The following is a 14,109-nucleotide window of genomic DNA, read 5'->3' on the forward strand; positions in this document are numbered from 1 at the left end:
CCCGGGGGCCCGGCTAGGTCGCGCGCGCCCGGGCCCGGCCCGCGGAGGCCAGGGACTGCTGCAGCGCCACGAAGGCGTCCATGGCGTCCCACAGGGCCTGCGTGTCCAGGCCTGGCTGCAGCTGGGCCAGGGCCAGGGCGGCGGCCTCCAGGCTGCTCAGCTGGTGGGCCGCATGGGCCTTGCGGATGGCATAGCGGCTGACCGGCGTGGCCGTGAGCGCCAGGCGGGGCAGGGCCTGCAGCCAGGGCGAATGGCGCATCAGCTGGCGGCTCTGACGCCAGGTGCCGTCCAGCAGGACCAGGCGGGGCGGGGGCTGCCCGGCCGCCCAGGCGTGCGATGGCGGCGGCGCACCGGGATCGGGCGGATAGAGCAGCAGCAGCGGATGGGCGTCCGCGAGCGGCGCGGGAAACTGCGTCCCGACCCGGCGCTCGCAATGCCGCAGGCACAGCTGGAGCAGCCGGGCCGTGCCCTTGGCCTGGCGGGCTTCCTCGGGGTGCTGCAGGATCAGCAGGGGCACGGCGCTGTCCAGCGGCCGGACGCAGGCGCACAGGCAGCCGGCCAGGGGGCGCTCGCAGCGCAGGCAGGTGGGGCGGCTCACCCGGGCCTCACAGCGCCTTCAGCGGCAGCGGCGCACCGCTCTTGACGCAGCGGATGGCGAAATTGCTGGTGATGTCCTGGACCATGGGCAGGGCCTGCAGGCGGCGCACGATCTGCTCGTAGTCCGGCAGGTCGCCGACGACCACCTCCAGCAGATAGTCATGCGCCCCCGAGACCACATGGCAGGCCACCACCTCGCTCATGGCCTGCATGCCGGACTCGAACTCCCGCACCGCGTCTTCGCGGTGGTGCATCAGCTTGACGTTGACGAAGACGGTGGTCGCCAGCTGCAGGCGCTTGCGGTCCAGGATGGCGCGGTAGCCGCTGATGTAGCCGGCCTCCTCCAGGCGGCGCAGGCGGCGGGCGCAGGGGCTTTGCGACAGGGCCACGCGGTCCGCCAGCTCGGCCACCGAGAGGCGGCCCTCGCGTTGCAGCAGCTCCAGCAATTGCAGGTCGATACGGTCCATGAACGGGCGGGAAGGGTGAAAAAACGCTTTGGGTGCCGCTGAATTGGCGATAACAGGCTTCGCAAGGCCAATCCAGTGGTGAATGCGACCGATTATCGCGCGGCAATCACCAGAAAATCTGCGCCATTCAGTAGTTACCCGCAGTACTCCCGTGTCCAGCATCGCCCCCTCCTCGCTCCAGGCCGCCGGCCTGGCCCTGCCCGCCACCCCCGCCCGCAGCGCCATCCCCTGGGCCGGCTGGGCCGCCCTGGCCTTCACCCTGCTGATCTGGGCCAGCTTCTTCGTCTCGCTGCGTGCCGGCGCCCGTGCCGCCCTGGCCCCGGCCGAGCTGGCCCTGGTGCGCTTCCTGCCGGCCGGCCTGGTCTTCCTGCCTGTGGTGATCCTGCGCTGGCGCCGTTTCGCCAGCCTGCCGGTGCTGCAGTGGATGAGCATCGTGGCGGGCGCGGGCCTGCCCTATTTCCTGATTGCCGGCGCCGGCATGCGCCACGCCCCGGTGGCCGACGGCGCCACGCTGATCCCCGGCACCATCCCGCTCTTTGTGGCCCTGATCGCCGCCTTCAGCCAGGGCCGTGCCGCGCTGAGCCGCTGGCCGGCGCTGCTGACCGTGGTCAGCGGCGTGGCCACCCTGCTGGCCTTCCACCACGGCGAGGGGCAGCTGGCCCAGGGCTACGGGCTCTTCCTGCTGGGCAGCCTCATGTGGGCCAACTACACCCTGGCCTTGCGCCACTCCGGCCTGAGCCCCATCGAGGCCGCGGCGCTGATCTCGGTCGTGTCCCTGGCCCTGCTGCTGCCTTGGCTGGTGATGCATCCGCCCCTGGGCCTGATGGCCCTGCCGGCGCGGGCCTGGGTCCTGCACGGCAGCATCCAGGGCCTGGGCGTGGGCCTGCTGTCCACGCTCAGCTACGCCTTCGCCATCCAGCGCCTCGGTGCGCAGCGCGCGGCCACCGTGGGGGCGCTGACCCCCGTGCTGGCAAGCTGCCTGGCCTGGCCCATGTTCGGCGAGGTGCCGGATGGCGCGACGCTGGCGGGCATGGGACTGATCCTGGCCGGCGTGCTGTGGAGCCAGCGGCCGCAGCGCTGATCGCCCGCTTCAGCGGTACAGGGGCAGGGCGTCCACGCGCTGCCGGATCAGGGCCATCATGCGCCGGTAGCCCTCGCCTTGCAGCCCGCCGTACTGCCGCTGCAGGGCCTCGGCACTGAGGAACTCGGGCAGGTCCTCGGTGCGGGGCATGAAGTCCCGCTCCGGTGGGTGAGCCGCCAGGCGCCGCTGCAGGCCGACCGGGTCGCGCTCCGAGTACAGGCCCAGGTGGGCGCCGGCCTGGTCCGCGGCCAGGTCATTGAAGCTGAAGCCGCTGCCGCCGCGCGAATCCGCCACCTCCTTGTAGATGCCGATGGCATCGGCCAGCGGACCGCCGCCCTCGATGGCCAGCACCACCGAGACCAGCAGATGCTGGGAGAAGTCGTCCCGCCCATTGGCGGTGAGGATCATGGGCCGCGCCCGGGGCCAGCTGCTGGCGGCGGGCAGCAGGCGGCTGGTGTGCTCGCCCGCGGCCTGCAAGGCCAGGATGAGGAAGGCGGCGCGGTTCTCCAGGCGCGGGTCCTCCCCGGACTGGCTGCGGCGCAGGGCCTCGGCGAAGAAGGGCGGCATGACATCCGCCACCGAGACCGGCGTGCCGGACAGATGCGGCTCGCAGAGCTTCACCAGCAGCGCGTTGTAGTGCTGCAGCCGGGCCTGCTCCGCAGCGGGCCAGCGGGCGTTGAGGGCTTTCTTGAGGGAGTCCGGCTTCCACTCGTAGCTCATTTCCAGCTGCCCGGGGGCGAAGCCGATGTGCTGGATCAGCTCGCCCGCCACGCGCAGCTCGGCCTGCGCGGCCAGGCGCTCGGTGAGCCAGCGCACCAGCCAGTCCGAGGCCCAGGTGGGCAGGGGCAGGTGGCCGATGCGCAGCTGGCGCAGGCGCGGCAGATTGCCCGTTTCCTGCAGCCGGGCGTGGATGTTCAGCCAGGGGCCGGCGCCCTGCTCGCGCAGCGGGATGCTGGCCTCCAGCAGGGCCTCGTGCTGGGCCAGCTGGGCCGTGGCGCGGGCCTCGCGGTAGCGGTTGACCAGCCGCCCCAGCAGCAGCTGCAGCTGCGCCTCGCTGAGGCGGGCCACGCGCAGGCCCCCGGGCGGCAGCTGGCGCGGGTCGTTCTGGCGCAGGACCTCGCTGGCCTGCTGCAGCTGAGCGCCTTCGAGCGCCGGCGGAGGCGCTACGCTGGGCTGCGCCTGCAGGGCGAGCATGGCCAGCAGCAGGGGCAGCCCCAGGCCCAGGAACAGCATCAGCCAGAGGGTGCGGCGCAGCAGGCGGCCGAGCTGGGTACGTCGGGGGAGGGCGGTCATGGGCGCCAGTCTGCCACCTCGCCGGCAGGCCACCCGAAAGCCAGGCCCGGCGCTGGCGACAATGCCGCCCATGCCCGCCTTCGTTCCGCCTCCCGTGCCCATGCTGCGTCCGCTGCTGCGCCTGCAGACCCTGGACCGCGGCGATGGCCTGCTGGGCCTGCGGCCGCACGGGCGCCTGGGGCCGCGCGGCGCGCCGCTGAGCCTGATGCAGCTCTTCCTGGTGGACGCGGCCGGGGGGCCGCCCTGGCCCTGCCCGCCCGAAGGCCAGGCCGGACCGCATGGGCCCTGGCTCCAGCAGCTCCTGGCCCTGGGCGCCCAGCCCCTGCGTGCCGATCACCTGCAATGGCGCCAGCCGCCCGCCGCCGCGCCCGGCCGGGCCTGGACGCTGCTGCTGGAGGAGGACTTCGGCGATTTCGTCACCGATGTCCTCCCCCGCCTGGCCGCCGAGGGCTGGGTGGTGGAGCGCCTGCCCGGCTTCGCCCATGAGCCCCAGCCGGTCAGCGCCTGGCATCTGGGGCTCAGCGCCGAAGGGGCCGGGGTCTCCGAGGCCGTGCCGCGCCTCGGCGCGCCCCGCCAGCGCGGCTCCTGGCTGCTGAGCCTGGGCCTGGAGGTGCAGGGCGAGCGCCTGGACCTGGCACCGCTCATGGCCAATCTGCTGCGCCGTGACAAGCGCTGGCTGGACGCCGTGGCGCTGGAGGCCATCGAGGACGACGACGTCATCTTCCTGCGCGCCCCCGGCGGGCGGCGCTTCCATACCCCGGCGGCGCCGCTGAAGCAGCTGATGCGCCATCTGCTGAGCCTGGTCACGCCGCGCCAGCTGGATGGCAAGGGGCCGCTGCGCCTGTCCGAGTGGCAGGCGCAGCAGCTGGCCCTGTTTGACGAGGACCGGGGCCGCTGGCAGTTCCATGGCCAGCAGGCGCTGGACGGGCTGGTGGCGCGGCTGCGCGAGGCGGGCCGGCCGGCGCCGGTGCTGCATCCCGAGGGCCTGGGCCTGCGCCTGCGCGACTACCAGCTGCAGGGCCTGGCCTGGCTGCAGTACCTCGGTCAGCACGGCCTGGGCGGCATCCTGGCTGACGACATGGGCCTGGGCAAGACCGCCCAGACCCTGGCGCATCTGTGGCTGGAGAAGCAGTCCGGGCGCCTTGCGCAGGGCGCGCTGCTGGTCCTGCCCACCAGCCTGCTGTTCAACTGGGCGCAGGAGGCGGCCCGCGTCTGCCCCGGGCTGCGCGTGGCCACCTGGCACGGCGCGCCGCGCGGCCAGGCCCTGCCCGATTGCGACTTGCTGCTGTGCAGCTACGGCCTGGTCTGGCGGGACCTGCGGGTGCTGTCCGGCCGGGACTGGGACTGGCTGGTGCTGGACGAAGGCCAGGCGGTCAAGAACCCCGCCTCGCGCACCGCCCGGGCTCTGCGCCGCCTGCCTTCGCGCCAGCGCCTGGTGCTGAGCGGCACGCCGCTGGAAAACCATCTGGGCGAGCTGTGGGCGCATTTCGACTTCCTGCTGCCCGGCTTCCTGGGCGATGCCCGGGGTTTCTCCCGCCACTGGCGCAAGCCCATCGAGGAGGGTGGGGACGGCCGCCGGGCGCGCTGGCTGGCCGCCCGGGTCCGGCCCTTCATGCTGCGCCGCCTCAAGGAAGAGGTGGCGCCGGAGCTGCCCCCGCTGACCGAGCTGCGCACCCTGCTGACGCTGCCCCTGCCCCAGCGCCAGCTCTACGAGGGCGTGCGGGTCGCGGCCGACCACATGGTGCGGCGCATCCTGGCCCGCCAGGGGCTGGAGGGGGGCCTGATCTCGGTGCTGGACGCCATGCTGCGCCTGCGCCAGCTGTGCTGCGATCCCAGCCTGATCGAGGAGGTGCCGGCCCGGCTGGGCGAGGGTGTGAAGCTGGCCTGGTTGCGCGAGCACCTGCCCGACCTGCTGCGGCAGGGGCGCCGGGTGCTGGTGTTCTCGCAGTTCGCCCGCATGTTGGACCTGGTGGAGGCCCTGCTGACGGAGCTGAAGCTTCCGGCCCTGCGCCTCAGCGGGGAGACCCCCGAACGCCAGCGCGGCGAGCGTGTGGCCCGTTTTCAGGCTTGTGAGTGCCCACTCATGCTCTTGAGCCTGAAGGCCGGAGGTGTCGGCCTGAACCTGACGGCCGCGGACACCGTCATCCACCTGGATCCCTGGTGGAACCCGGCCGTGCAGGCGCAGGCCAGCGCGCGGGCCCATCGCATCGGGCAGGACAAGCCGGTCTTCGTGCACCAGCTGCTGGTGCAGGGCAGCATCGAGGAGCGCATCCTGGCCCTGCAGGCGCGCAAGAAGGCGCTGGCGGATGGGGTGATGGGGGTGGACGGGGCCGCCGAGCTGCTGAAGTTCAGCGCGGCCGACCTTGAGGGCTTGCTGGCGCCGCTGCCGGCCCTTGAGGAGGGGGAGGACGAGCCGGAAGGGGCCTAGCGGACCGTGCGTCTGAGGCACCCGCCGCCAGGACGGGCAGCGCTCCGGGCGCCACCCAGACATGCAAAGAGCGCCTCGTGGGCGCTCTGTGGTGGATGGGGCCGGCTGGGCCCCGGTGCGATCAGCGCTTGCGGTCGAAGCGCATCGCGCGGGCCAGGCTGCGGCGGTCGGTGCCCAGGCTGGCGGTCTCGAAGGCTTCGTGCTTGCGGCCCTTGTCGGTGTTCCATTCGGTCATGGGCACGCGACGGTTCTGGGCTTCGGTACGGTGTTGCGACTTCATCATGGCGACTGGCCTTTCCTCTTGCTGGACCCCATCAAGCGGGTCTTGAGGGGCACAACGGGGTGGGCAGACAGGCGGTTGACAGCGCCGGCAAACTTTTTTCACGTTCCAGCCTGCCGCCCGGGTTCGCCCCGGGAACCGCCGGCCCGTCGTGCGACTACAACGGGAGGGCTGTCCCTTCCGGCTGTCCCCTTCTTTGTCGCTAAGCTTGCCCGCCATGTCCTCCTCGCTCGCCCAACGCCAACCGCCGCCCACCCTGGTCGCCTGCCTGTGCGCGGCCTGGTGTCGCCTCTGCGACAGCTACCGCGAGACCTTTGCCCAGCTGCGCGAGCAGCACCCTGGCGCCCGTTTCATCTGGGTGGACATCGAGGACGATGCCGAACTGGTGGGCGAGCTGGACGTCGAGACCTTCCCGACCCTGGTCGTGGGCGTGGGCGAGCAGCTGCGCTTCTGCGGCCCGGTGACGCCCCAGCTGAGCACCGCCCAGCGCCTGCTGGAGACGGTGCTCGCCCCCGATGCCGCCGCGGCCGCCGCCGGGCCTGACGCCCAGGCCCTGCTGTCCCGCCTGCAGCACAGCTGCTGACGCTGCCCGCCCCTGACCCCCGGCAGGGGCGGCCCCGCGCGGTGACAATCGCGCCACCCACACCAAAGAATTCACAGCCATGACCGTTCAACTCAAGAGCGCCGCGTCGCGCGCCACGCCCATCGTCGTGCTCGATGCAGCGAGCTTCCAGGCCCTGAAGTCCAAGCTGCCCAAGCCCACGCAGAACTGGCTGGCCGCCATCGGATTCACGGCGCGCCCGGACAGCCACGCGCTCGTGCCTGGCGCCGACGGCAAGATCGAGAAGGTGCTGGCCGGCGTGGCCAGCGTGGCCTCGCCCTACGTGCTGTCGGCCCTGCCCATGGCGCTGCCCGAGGGCTCCTATGTGCTGTCGGACGAAGGGCTGGCCGTCGCGCCGGAGCAGGCCGCGCTCTCCTGGGAGCTGGGCAGCTACCACTTCGACGTCTACAAGGCCCGCCCCCGTGCCAGCGCCACCCTGCTGCTGAAGCCGGGCATCGAGGCCGAACGCGGCCTGGCCACCGCCACCGCGATCTGCGCGGCCCGCGACCTGATCAACACCCCGGCCGAGCACATGGGCCCGGCCGAGCTGGCCGCCGCTGCACAGGTGCTGGCCAAGCAGCATGGCGCCAAGTTCAAGCAGATCGTCGGTGAGGACCTGCTGAAGAAAGGCTTCCCGGCCGTGCATGCCGTGGGCCGCGCCAGCGTGCGCGCGCCGCGCCTGATCGAGCTGAACTGGGGCAAGGCCAAGGATCCGCTGGTCAGCCTGGTGGGCAAGGGCGTCTGCTTCGACACCGGCGGCCTGGACCTCAAGACCCCCGAGGGCATGCGCCAGATGAAGAAGGACATGGGCGGCGCCGCCAACGCCATCGCCCTGGCCGGTCTGATCATGACCCTGAAGCTGCCGGTGCGCCTGCAGCTGCTGATCCCTGCGGTGGAGAACGCCGTGGCGGGCAATGCCTACCGTCCGGGCGACATCATCAAGACCCGCAAGGGCATCCAGATCGAGATCGGCAACACCGACGCCGAAGGCCGCGTGATCCTCTCCGACGCCCTGGCCTACGCCAGCGAAGGCAAGCCCGAGCTGATCATCGACCTGGCCACGCTCACCGGCGCGGCCCGCGTGGCCCTGGGTCCGCAGCTGCCGGCCCTGTTCGCCAAGCACATGGACACCGCCCGCGAGCTGGTGGACCTGGGCCTGAAGATCGACGATCCCGTCTGGCACATGCCCCTGTGGGCGCCCTACCAGCAGGGCATCCAGTCCAGCCTGGGCGACATCGTCAACACCGGCCCCAATCCCATGGCCGGCGCCATCAACGCGGCCCTGTTCCTGGAGTACTTCATCGAGCCGCTGCAGGACTGGCTGCACCTGGACATCTACGGCTCCAATGCCAAGTCCCTGCCCGGCCGGCCCGAGGGCGGCGAGGCCCAGGGTATCCGCACCCTGCTGGCCTACCTGGAAGAGCGCTTCGGCGGCTGAGCGCGGCCGAGCGCCACCTGCACGAGGGCCCGCCTTGGCGGGCCTTTTTCATCCTTGGCTCATGCGCGCTGCTGCAGCATCCAGCTGGCGATGCGCTCCGCGATCATCAGCGTCGGCGCATTGGTGTTGCCGCTGGTGATGGTGGGCATGAGGCTGGCGTCGGCCACGCGCAGGCCCGCCACGCCGCGCACGCGGCCTTGCGGGTCGGTCACGGCCAGCGGGTCCTCGGCGCGGCCCATCTTGCAGGTGCCCACGGGGTGGAAGATGGTGGTGGCGATCTCGCCAGCCAGGCGGGTGAGCTCCTCGTCGCTCTCGTAGGCCGGGCCGGGCTTCACCTCGCGCGGCTGGAAGGGGGCGAGCGCGGGCTGGGCCACGATGCGCCGGGTCAGGCGCAGGCTCTTCGCGGCGATGCGGCGGTCCCCTTCGGTGCTGAAGTAATTGGGCGCGATGGCGGGCGGCTGGTCCGGATCGCCGCTGCGGATGTTGACGCTGCCGCGGCTGCCTGGATTCAGGTTGCACACGCTGGCCGTGAAGGCGTTGAAGCGGTGCAGTGGCTCGCCGAAGGCATCCAGGGACAGCGGCTGCACGTGGTACTCCAGGTCCGGCCAGCGCAGCTGCGGCGAAGAGCGGGTGAAGGCGCCCAGCTGCGAGGGCGCCATGCTCATGGGGCCGCTGCGCGACCACAGGTACTGCAGGCCGATGCCCAGCTTGCCCCACCAGTGCGCCGCCTGCGTGTTGAGCGTGCGCGTGCCCTCCACGGCATAGACGGCCCGGATCTGCAGGTGGTCCTGCAGATTCTGGCCGACCCCGGGCAGGTCCTGCTGCACCGCAATGCCCAGGGATTGCAGCAGCGCTGCCGGCCCCAGGCCCGAGCACTGCAGGATCTGCGGCGAGCCGATGGCGCCCGCGGCCAGCACCAGCTCACCGCCCGGCGCCAGGCGCACCTGCTCCATGCCGTGGGACGTGCGCACCTCGGCGCCTTCGCAGCGCAAGGCGCCTGACTCGTCGCGGCGCAGCTTCAGCCGGTGCACCGTGGCGCCGGTCCAGAGCTCGAAATTGGGACGGCCCAGGCAGGTCGGGCGCAGAAAGGCCTTGGCGGCGTTCCAGCGCAGGCCACCGCGCTGGCTGACCTCGAAATAGCCCACGCCTTCGTTGCTGCCGCCGTTGAAATCCTCGGTGCGCGGAATGCCGGCCTGCTCGGCTGCGGCGGCGAAGGCGTCCAGGATGTCCCAGCGCAGGCGCTGCTTCTCCACCCGCCATTCGCCGCGGTGGCCATGCAGGGCGCGGAAGGCCTCGTCAGCGCTGCCCTTCGCGTCGAGGCGCCAGTGGTCCTCGTGCTGCTTGAAGAGAGGCAAGACCTGACCCCAGGACCAGGCGTCCTCGCCGGTGAGCGCCGCCCAGTGCTCGTAGTCGCGGGACTGGCCGCGCATGTAGATCATGCCGTTGATGCTGGAGCTGCCCCCCAGCACCTTGCCGCGCGGGTAGCGCAGCTGCCGGCCGTTGAGCCCGGGTTCGGCCTCGGTGTTGTAGAGCCAGTCGGTGCGCGGGTTGCCGATGCAGTGCAGGTAGCCGACGGGGATGTGGATCCAGTGGTAGTCGTCCTTGCCGCCGGCCTCCAGCAGCAGCACGCGCTTGCTCGGGTCGGCGCTCAGGCGGTTGGCCAGCAGGCAGCCGGCGGTGCCGGCACCGACGACGATGGTGTCAAAGTCCATGGGCTTGATTTCTCCAGGGGGTCAAGCCCAGCCAGCGGCCAGCTCACGGACCAGTTGGGCCGCGGGCTTGGTGCGGGCCAGTGGGAGGGCCTGACCGGCCCAGAGACTCATGTAATCGGCCCGGCCCTGGGCGGCGCCGGCCTGGCGCAGTGGGCGGCTCAGTGCATTCGGGATGGGGAAGTCCGGCAGCGGTGCGTCGGCCATCTCGCGGGTGAAGGCGTTGGCCAGGCCGCGGGCCTCGCGGCCCGAGAAGGCGCGGGTGAGCGTGGAGTCGGCATCGCGCGCCTGCAGCAGGGCCTCGCGGTAGGCGGGCGACAGCGGGCATTCCTCGGCCAGCAGGAAGGCCGTGCCCACCGCGGCGGCCGTGGCGCCGAGCGCGCGGGCGGCGGCCATGCCGCGGGCATCGGCAATGCCGCCGGCGGCGATCACCGGCACGTAGAGCGCATCCACCAGCTGAGGCACCAGGGCCATCGTGCCGATCAGCGCGCCTTCGGGCCGGCCCAGAAAGCCTCCGCGATGGCCGCCTGCCTCGCAGCCCTGGGCCACGACGGCGTGCACGCCGCTGTCCTGCAGCTGCAGGGCTTCGCTGACTTGCGTCGCCGTGCCGAGCACGACCCGGCCCTCGTCGCGCAGGGCCTGGACGAGTGCGGGCCCGGGATCGCCCATGGCAAAGCTCACCACGGCCGGCTGCAGCTCGCGCACCACGGCCAGCTGGGCCTCGAAGTCCTCCTCGCAGGCGGCGGGCAGCTCGGGCACGGGCAGGCCCAGGGCCTGGGCATGCGGCGCGAGGCGCTGGCGGTAGGCCTCGACCCGCGCGCTGTCGATGCTCCAGGGCTGCGGGCAGAAGAGGTTGATGCCGAAGGGCTTGTCGCTGCGGGCGCGGATGTCGGCCACCACGGTGCGGATGCGCGCCGGGCTCAGGTAGGCCGCGCCCAGCTGACCCAGGCCGCCGGCCTCGCTGACGGCCGCCACCAGGGCCGCGCTGGCGGCCTCTCCGGCCATGGGCGCCATCAGCACGGGCGTGGGGATGCCCAGCTTCTGCAGAAAGCTCTTCATGACCGGTCCTTTCAGTTGGACAGGTGTGAGGCCAGCACCGGGAAGAGCTTGACCAGGCCGTCCTGGAGCAGCTCCACGGCCAGTGCGGCCAGGATCAGGCCCATCAGCCGGGTCATGATGTTGATGCCGGTCTGGCCCAGCACGCGGGCGATGCGGCCGGACGCTGAGAAGACGAGGTAGGTCACCAGGCCCACCACCACGCCATAGCCCACCAGCACGCCCAGCTCCCACCAGTGCCGGGTCTTGTCCGCGTAGATCACCATGGTGGAGATGGTGGCCGGGCCGGTCAGCAGCGGAATGGTCAGCGGCACGACGGCGATGCTGGCGCCGCTGCTGAGCTTGGCCTCGCCTTCGCTGAGGTCCTCGGGCCGGCTTTCGGCGGGGCGGGCATTGAGCATCTGCAGCGCGCTGATCAGCAGCAGCACGCCGCCGCCCACCTGGAAGCTGGCCAGCGAGATGTTGAAGAAGTCCAGCACCTTGAGCCCGGCCAGCGCGCTGATGGAGATCACCAGGAAGGCCGTGAGCGAGCTGACGCGCACCGTGTGCCGGCGCTGCTCGGCGCCCTGGTCCTGGGTGAAGTGGATGAAGAAGGGCACCACGCCGATCGGGTTGACGATGGCCAGCAGGGCGATCAGGGGCTTGACGATGTCCATCCACGCGTCTCCATCAGGTAGTGAAGGCCGGCCGCGGCGCGCGGGCCGTACCAGCTGAGCAGCTCGCCATCGACCAGGCGCACGCGCGCCTGCGGGCACAGGGCCTGGGCGGCGTCGAGGTGGCTGGCATTGAAACTGTAGGGTTCCGAGCTGAGCAGCACCTCGTCGATCTCGTGCAGCCAGGCTTCGTCGCCCTGGATCACCGGATAGCGTGCGGCGCCAGTCTCGCCGCCGTCCACGTCCGGCCAGCTCAGCCAGCCGACCTCGGCCAGCATGCGGGCGATGTAGGTGTCGCGCGCCACGCCCATCCAGGGATCCTTCCAGATCAGGTAGAGCACGCGCCGCGGGGGCCAGGTCTTGCCTCGCGCGGCCCGCAGCGCCTGTGCCAGGGCTTGCTGCAGCGCCGCGGCGCGGGCCGCCACGCCGGGCAGGTGGCCGAAATGCGCCTGCAGCTGGGCGATCAGGGCGGCGTTGTCCTGCGGCCCCTGGGGGTGGGTGACGATGATCTCGGGCACGAACTCGCGCAGCGCCTCGGCGGTCTCGGCGCGGTTCTCGTCCATGTTCACGATGACGTGGCTGGGCGCGAGGCGGCGCAGCTTGTCGAGATTGACGTCCTTGGTGCCGCCGACCTTGGGCACCTCGGCCACCTCATGGGCAGGGTGGATGCAGAAGCCGGTGCGAGCGACCAGCCAGGGACGCAGGCCCAGCGCGATCAGCAGCTCGGTGATCGAGGGCACCAGGGAGGCGATGCGGGGCGCTGCGCTCACAGCTGGGCTTCCTCGGCCGGCGGCTCGGTCAGCGCCAGCCACACGGCGCAGCAGCCGCGCAGATAGAACAGGGCCGGCAGCACCAGGGCCAGGGCGAAGACCACGCCGCCGCCCGTCTGCACGGCCAGGCCGGCGGCGCTGGTGTTGATGGGCGTGCCGGCCGCGCCCAGGCTGCGCAGCCCGCGCCCGAACAGCCCGGCCATCAGCTGCTGCGGCGGAAGCTCGATGCCGGCCGCCCAGGGCACCAGCAAGGCCATGGCCTGGCCGCCACCGACGACGACCACGCTGACGCAGGCGCTCACCAGGGCCGAAATGCCCAGCACGCCCACCATCAGCACCGCGGTGTCCAGCAGGCGCCAGCGCAGCAGCCCAGCCAGCTTGCGCAGGGCCCGGGCTGGGGGCAGCCCGGACCAGATCGAGGGCCCGGTAAGCGGCCCCACCATCACCATCAGCGTCAGGAGCATGCCGCCGAACAATCCCACACCCAAGGGAACCAGGGCGCTCAGCAGCGGCGGACCCACATGGGGCAGGCGGGACAGGCTCAGCAGCCCCAGCATCAGGGCCGTCAGCAAGCCGGCCGTGGACAGCATGGCAACCAAGCACAAGAGCACGCGGGGAGCAATACGAAGACTGTCATAGGCGGCATCGCGAAGGTCCCGGATGGGGCGTCCGCGGGCCTGGTCCATCAGCAGCAGGCCGGTGCTGTTGACCCCCAGGAACACGATGCACAGGGCGGCGCAGCCCCACAGGGCGCCGCGCCAGGTCAGTTCCCGCGCCAGATCGGCCTCGGCGGCGCCCAGCATCAGGCCGGCCAGGCAGAAGGAGGCCAGCAGGGCGCGGAATGCGGCGCCATTGCGGGCGGCGTCCAGGCTGGACAGGAGGCGCGTGAGGGTGTGGGGGCTGAGACTGGAGTTCACGGGGGCGCGGGCTTTCGCTGCATCTTAGCGAGGCCGGGTCGCCCCTCAGGGCTGCCACGGGAATTGCTCGCTAACCCTAGTCGCACCCGTCGATTTGTGCTGGAATGCGCCCAACCAAGGGTTTGTACTGGTTTCCAGACGGCGTCTAAAAACAACAGTCCGCAGAGGGCGCTTTGCGCCGTCAGAAAGGCTCCGCCCATAATCGGCAACCTGTGTCTGGATGCAGCGCCTTCGGTTGAATGGTTCACGATGGGTTGAAGCTCCACATGGTTATTTGGTATTGAAAGGGCTTCCCCATGGGAAACAAGCTTTACGTAGGCAATCTGGCCTATAGCGTCCGCGACGAATCGCTCCACGAAGCGTTCTCGCAATTTGGTACGGTGACCTCCGCCAAGGTCATGATGGACCGTGAAACCGGTCGCTCCAAGGGCTTCGGCTTTGTGGAGATGGGTTCGGACGCCGAAGCGCAAGCCGCCATCAATGGCATGAACGGTGCGGCGCTGGAAGGCCGTGCCATCGTCGTGAACGAAGCCCGTCCCCGTGAAGAGCGTCCGGGCGGCTTCGGCGGCGGCGGCGGTGGCCGTGGTGGCTTCGGCGGCGGTCGCTCCGGCGGCGGCGGCTTCGGCGGCGGCGGCGGCGGTTACGGCGGTGGCCGTTCCGGCGGCGGCGGTGGCGGCTACGGTGGTGGCGGCGGCGGCGGTTACGGCGGTGGCCGTTCCGGCGGCGGCGGCTACGGCGGTGGCCGTTCGGGCGGCTACTGATCGCCTGGCCAGGGCTGAACCCTGTTCAGCCCCTGCAAAGAGAAGCACCCTCGACGAG

The 14,109-nt window shown here is 71.6% G+C and carries 14 protein-coding genes; 5 read left to right on the forward strand and 9 right to left on the reverse strand.

From position 1 onward, the window contains the following. Positions 1–13 precede the first annotated feature (13 nt). Both O9Y01_RS08570 and O9Y01_RS08575 read right to left on the reverse strand, forming a co-directional pair. A complete protein-coding gene (locus tag O9Y01_RS08570; RefSeq protein ID WP_269631125.1) occupies positions 14–598 on the reverse strand; it encodes a tRNA-uridine aminocarboxypropyltransferase in 585 nt (194 codons plus the stop codon). Positions 599–605: 7 nt separating this feature from the next. Then, on the reverse strand, positions 606–1,064 hold the full coding sequence (locus tag O9Y01_RS08575; RefSeq protein ID WP_269631127.1) for an Lrp/AsnC family transcriptional regulator: 459 nt from the start codon (positions 1,062–1,064) through the stop codon (positions 606–608). A 151-nt stretch (positions 1,065–1,215) separates the two neighbouring features. On the opposite strand from O9Y01_RS08575, the gene O9Y01_RS08580 reads away from it, so the two are divergent. Further along, entirely contained in the window at positions 1,216–2,145 is a 930-nt protein-coding gene (locus tag O9Y01_RS08580) for a DMT family transporter (protein ID WP_269631129.1), read from the forward strand. A gap of 9 nt (positions 2,146–2,154) precedes the next feature. Here O9Y01_RS08580 and O9Y01_RS08585 read toward each other — a convergent pair whose 3' ends face one another. Then, positions 2,155–3,438 (reverse strand): hypothetical protein, encoded by a 1,284-nt coding sequence (locus tag O9Y01_RS08585; RefSeq protein WP_269631130.1) that lies wholly within the window; start codon positions 3,436–3,438, stop codon positions 2,155–2,157. Positions 3,439–3,508: 70 nt separating this feature from the next. Between O9Y01_RS08585 and O9Y01_RS08590 the strand changes: the two genes are divergently transcribed. Continuing rightward, complete coding sequence (locus O9Y01_RS08590; protein WP_269631132.1) at positions 3,509–5,866, forward strand: DEAD/DEAH box helicase; 2,358 nt, start codon at positions 3,509–3,511, stop codon at positions 5,864–5,866. 121 nt (positions 5,867–5,987) lie between these two features. On the opposite strand, the gene O9Y01_RS08595 is transcribed toward O9Y01_RS08590, so the two are convergent. After that, a complete protein-coding gene (locus O9Y01_RS08595; RefSeq protein WP_269631134.1) occupies positions 5,988–6,149 on the reverse strand; it encodes a hypothetical protein in 162 nt (53 codons plus the stop codon). 214 nt (positions 6,150–6,363) lie between these two features. Here O9Y01_RS08595 and O9Y01_RS08600 point away from each other — a divergent pair, with 214 nt between their 5' ends. Both O9Y01_RS08600 and O9Y01_RS08605 read left to right on the forward strand, forming a co-directional pair. Beyond that, complete coding sequence (locus O9Y01_RS08600) at positions 6,364–6,729, forward strand: thioredoxin family protein (RefSeq protein ID WP_269631135.1); 366 nt, start codon at positions 6,364–6,366, stop codon at positions 6,727–6,729. A 79-nt stretch (positions 6,730–6,808) separates the two neighbouring features. After that, complete coding sequence (locus tag O9Y01_RS08605; RefSeq protein WP_269631136.1) at positions 6,809–8,185, forward strand: leucyl aminopeptidase family protein; 1,377 nt, start codon at positions 6,809–6,811, stop codon at positions 8,183–8,185. Between the two features lie 59 nt (positions 8,186–8,244). On the opposite strand, the gene O9Y01_RS08610 is transcribed toward O9Y01_RS08605, so the two are convergent. The 5 genes from O9Y01_RS08610 to O9Y01_RS08630 are packed head-to-tail and all read right to left on the reverse strand — an operon-like array spanning position 8,245 to position 13,290. After that, positions 8,245–9,897 carry a GMC family oxidoreductase gene (locus O9Y01_RS08610; RefSeq protein WP_269631137.1) on the reverse strand — a complete coding sequence of 551 codons (1,653 nt, stop codon included), beginning with the start codon at positions 9,895–9,897 and terminating at the stop codon, positions 8,245–8,247. A 21-nt stretch (positions 9,898–9,918) separates the two neighbouring features. Beyond that, a complete protein-coding gene (locus O9Y01_RS08615; protein ID WP_269631138.1) occupies positions 9,919–10,953 on the reverse strand; it encodes an NAD(P)H-dependent flavin oxidoreductase in 1,035 nt (344 codons plus the stop codon). A gap of 11 nt (positions 10,954–10,964) precedes the next feature. Then, a complete protein-coding gene (locus O9Y01_RS08620) occupies positions 10,965–11,606 on the reverse strand; it encodes a MarC family protein (RefSeq protein WP_269631139.1) in 642 nt (213 codons plus the stop codon). Continuing rightward, positions 11,585–12,373: a helical backbone metal receptor gene (locus O9Y01_RS08625; protein ID WP_269631141.1), complete on the reverse strand. Its 789-nt coding sequence runs from the start codon at positions 12,371–12,373 to the stop codon at positions 11,585–11,587. Before O9Y01_RS08625 ends, O9Y01_RS08620 begins: the two co-directional genes overlap by 22 nt. Next, positions 12,370–13,290 carry a hypothetical protein gene (locus O9Y01_RS08630; protein ID WP_269631142.1) on the reverse strand — a complete coding sequence of 307 codons (921 nt, stop codon included), beginning with the start codon at positions 13,288–13,290 and terminating at the stop codon, positions 12,370–12,372. The genes O9Y01_RS08625 and O9Y01_RS08630 overlap by 4 nt, the downstream gene beginning before the upstream one ends. A gap of 296 nt (positions 13,291–13,586) precedes the next feature. Between O9Y01_RS08630 and O9Y01_RS08635 the strand changes: the two genes are divergently transcribed. Continuing rightward, positions 13,587–14,051 carry an RNA recognition motif domain-containing protein gene (locus O9Y01_RS08635; protein WP_269631143.1) on the forward strand — a complete coding sequence of 155 codons (465 nt, stop codon included), beginning with the start codon at positions 13,587–13,589 and terminating at the stop codon, positions 14,049–14,051. Positions 14,052–14,109 lie beyond the last annotated feature (58 nt).

It is taken from the genome of Pelomonas sp. BJYL3 (genome assembly GCF_027257975.1).
In the GTDB taxonomy this organism is placed as follows: Bacteria; Pseudomonadota; Gammaproteobacteria; order Burkholderiales; family Burkholderiaceae_C; genus Roseateles_B; species Roseateles_B flavus.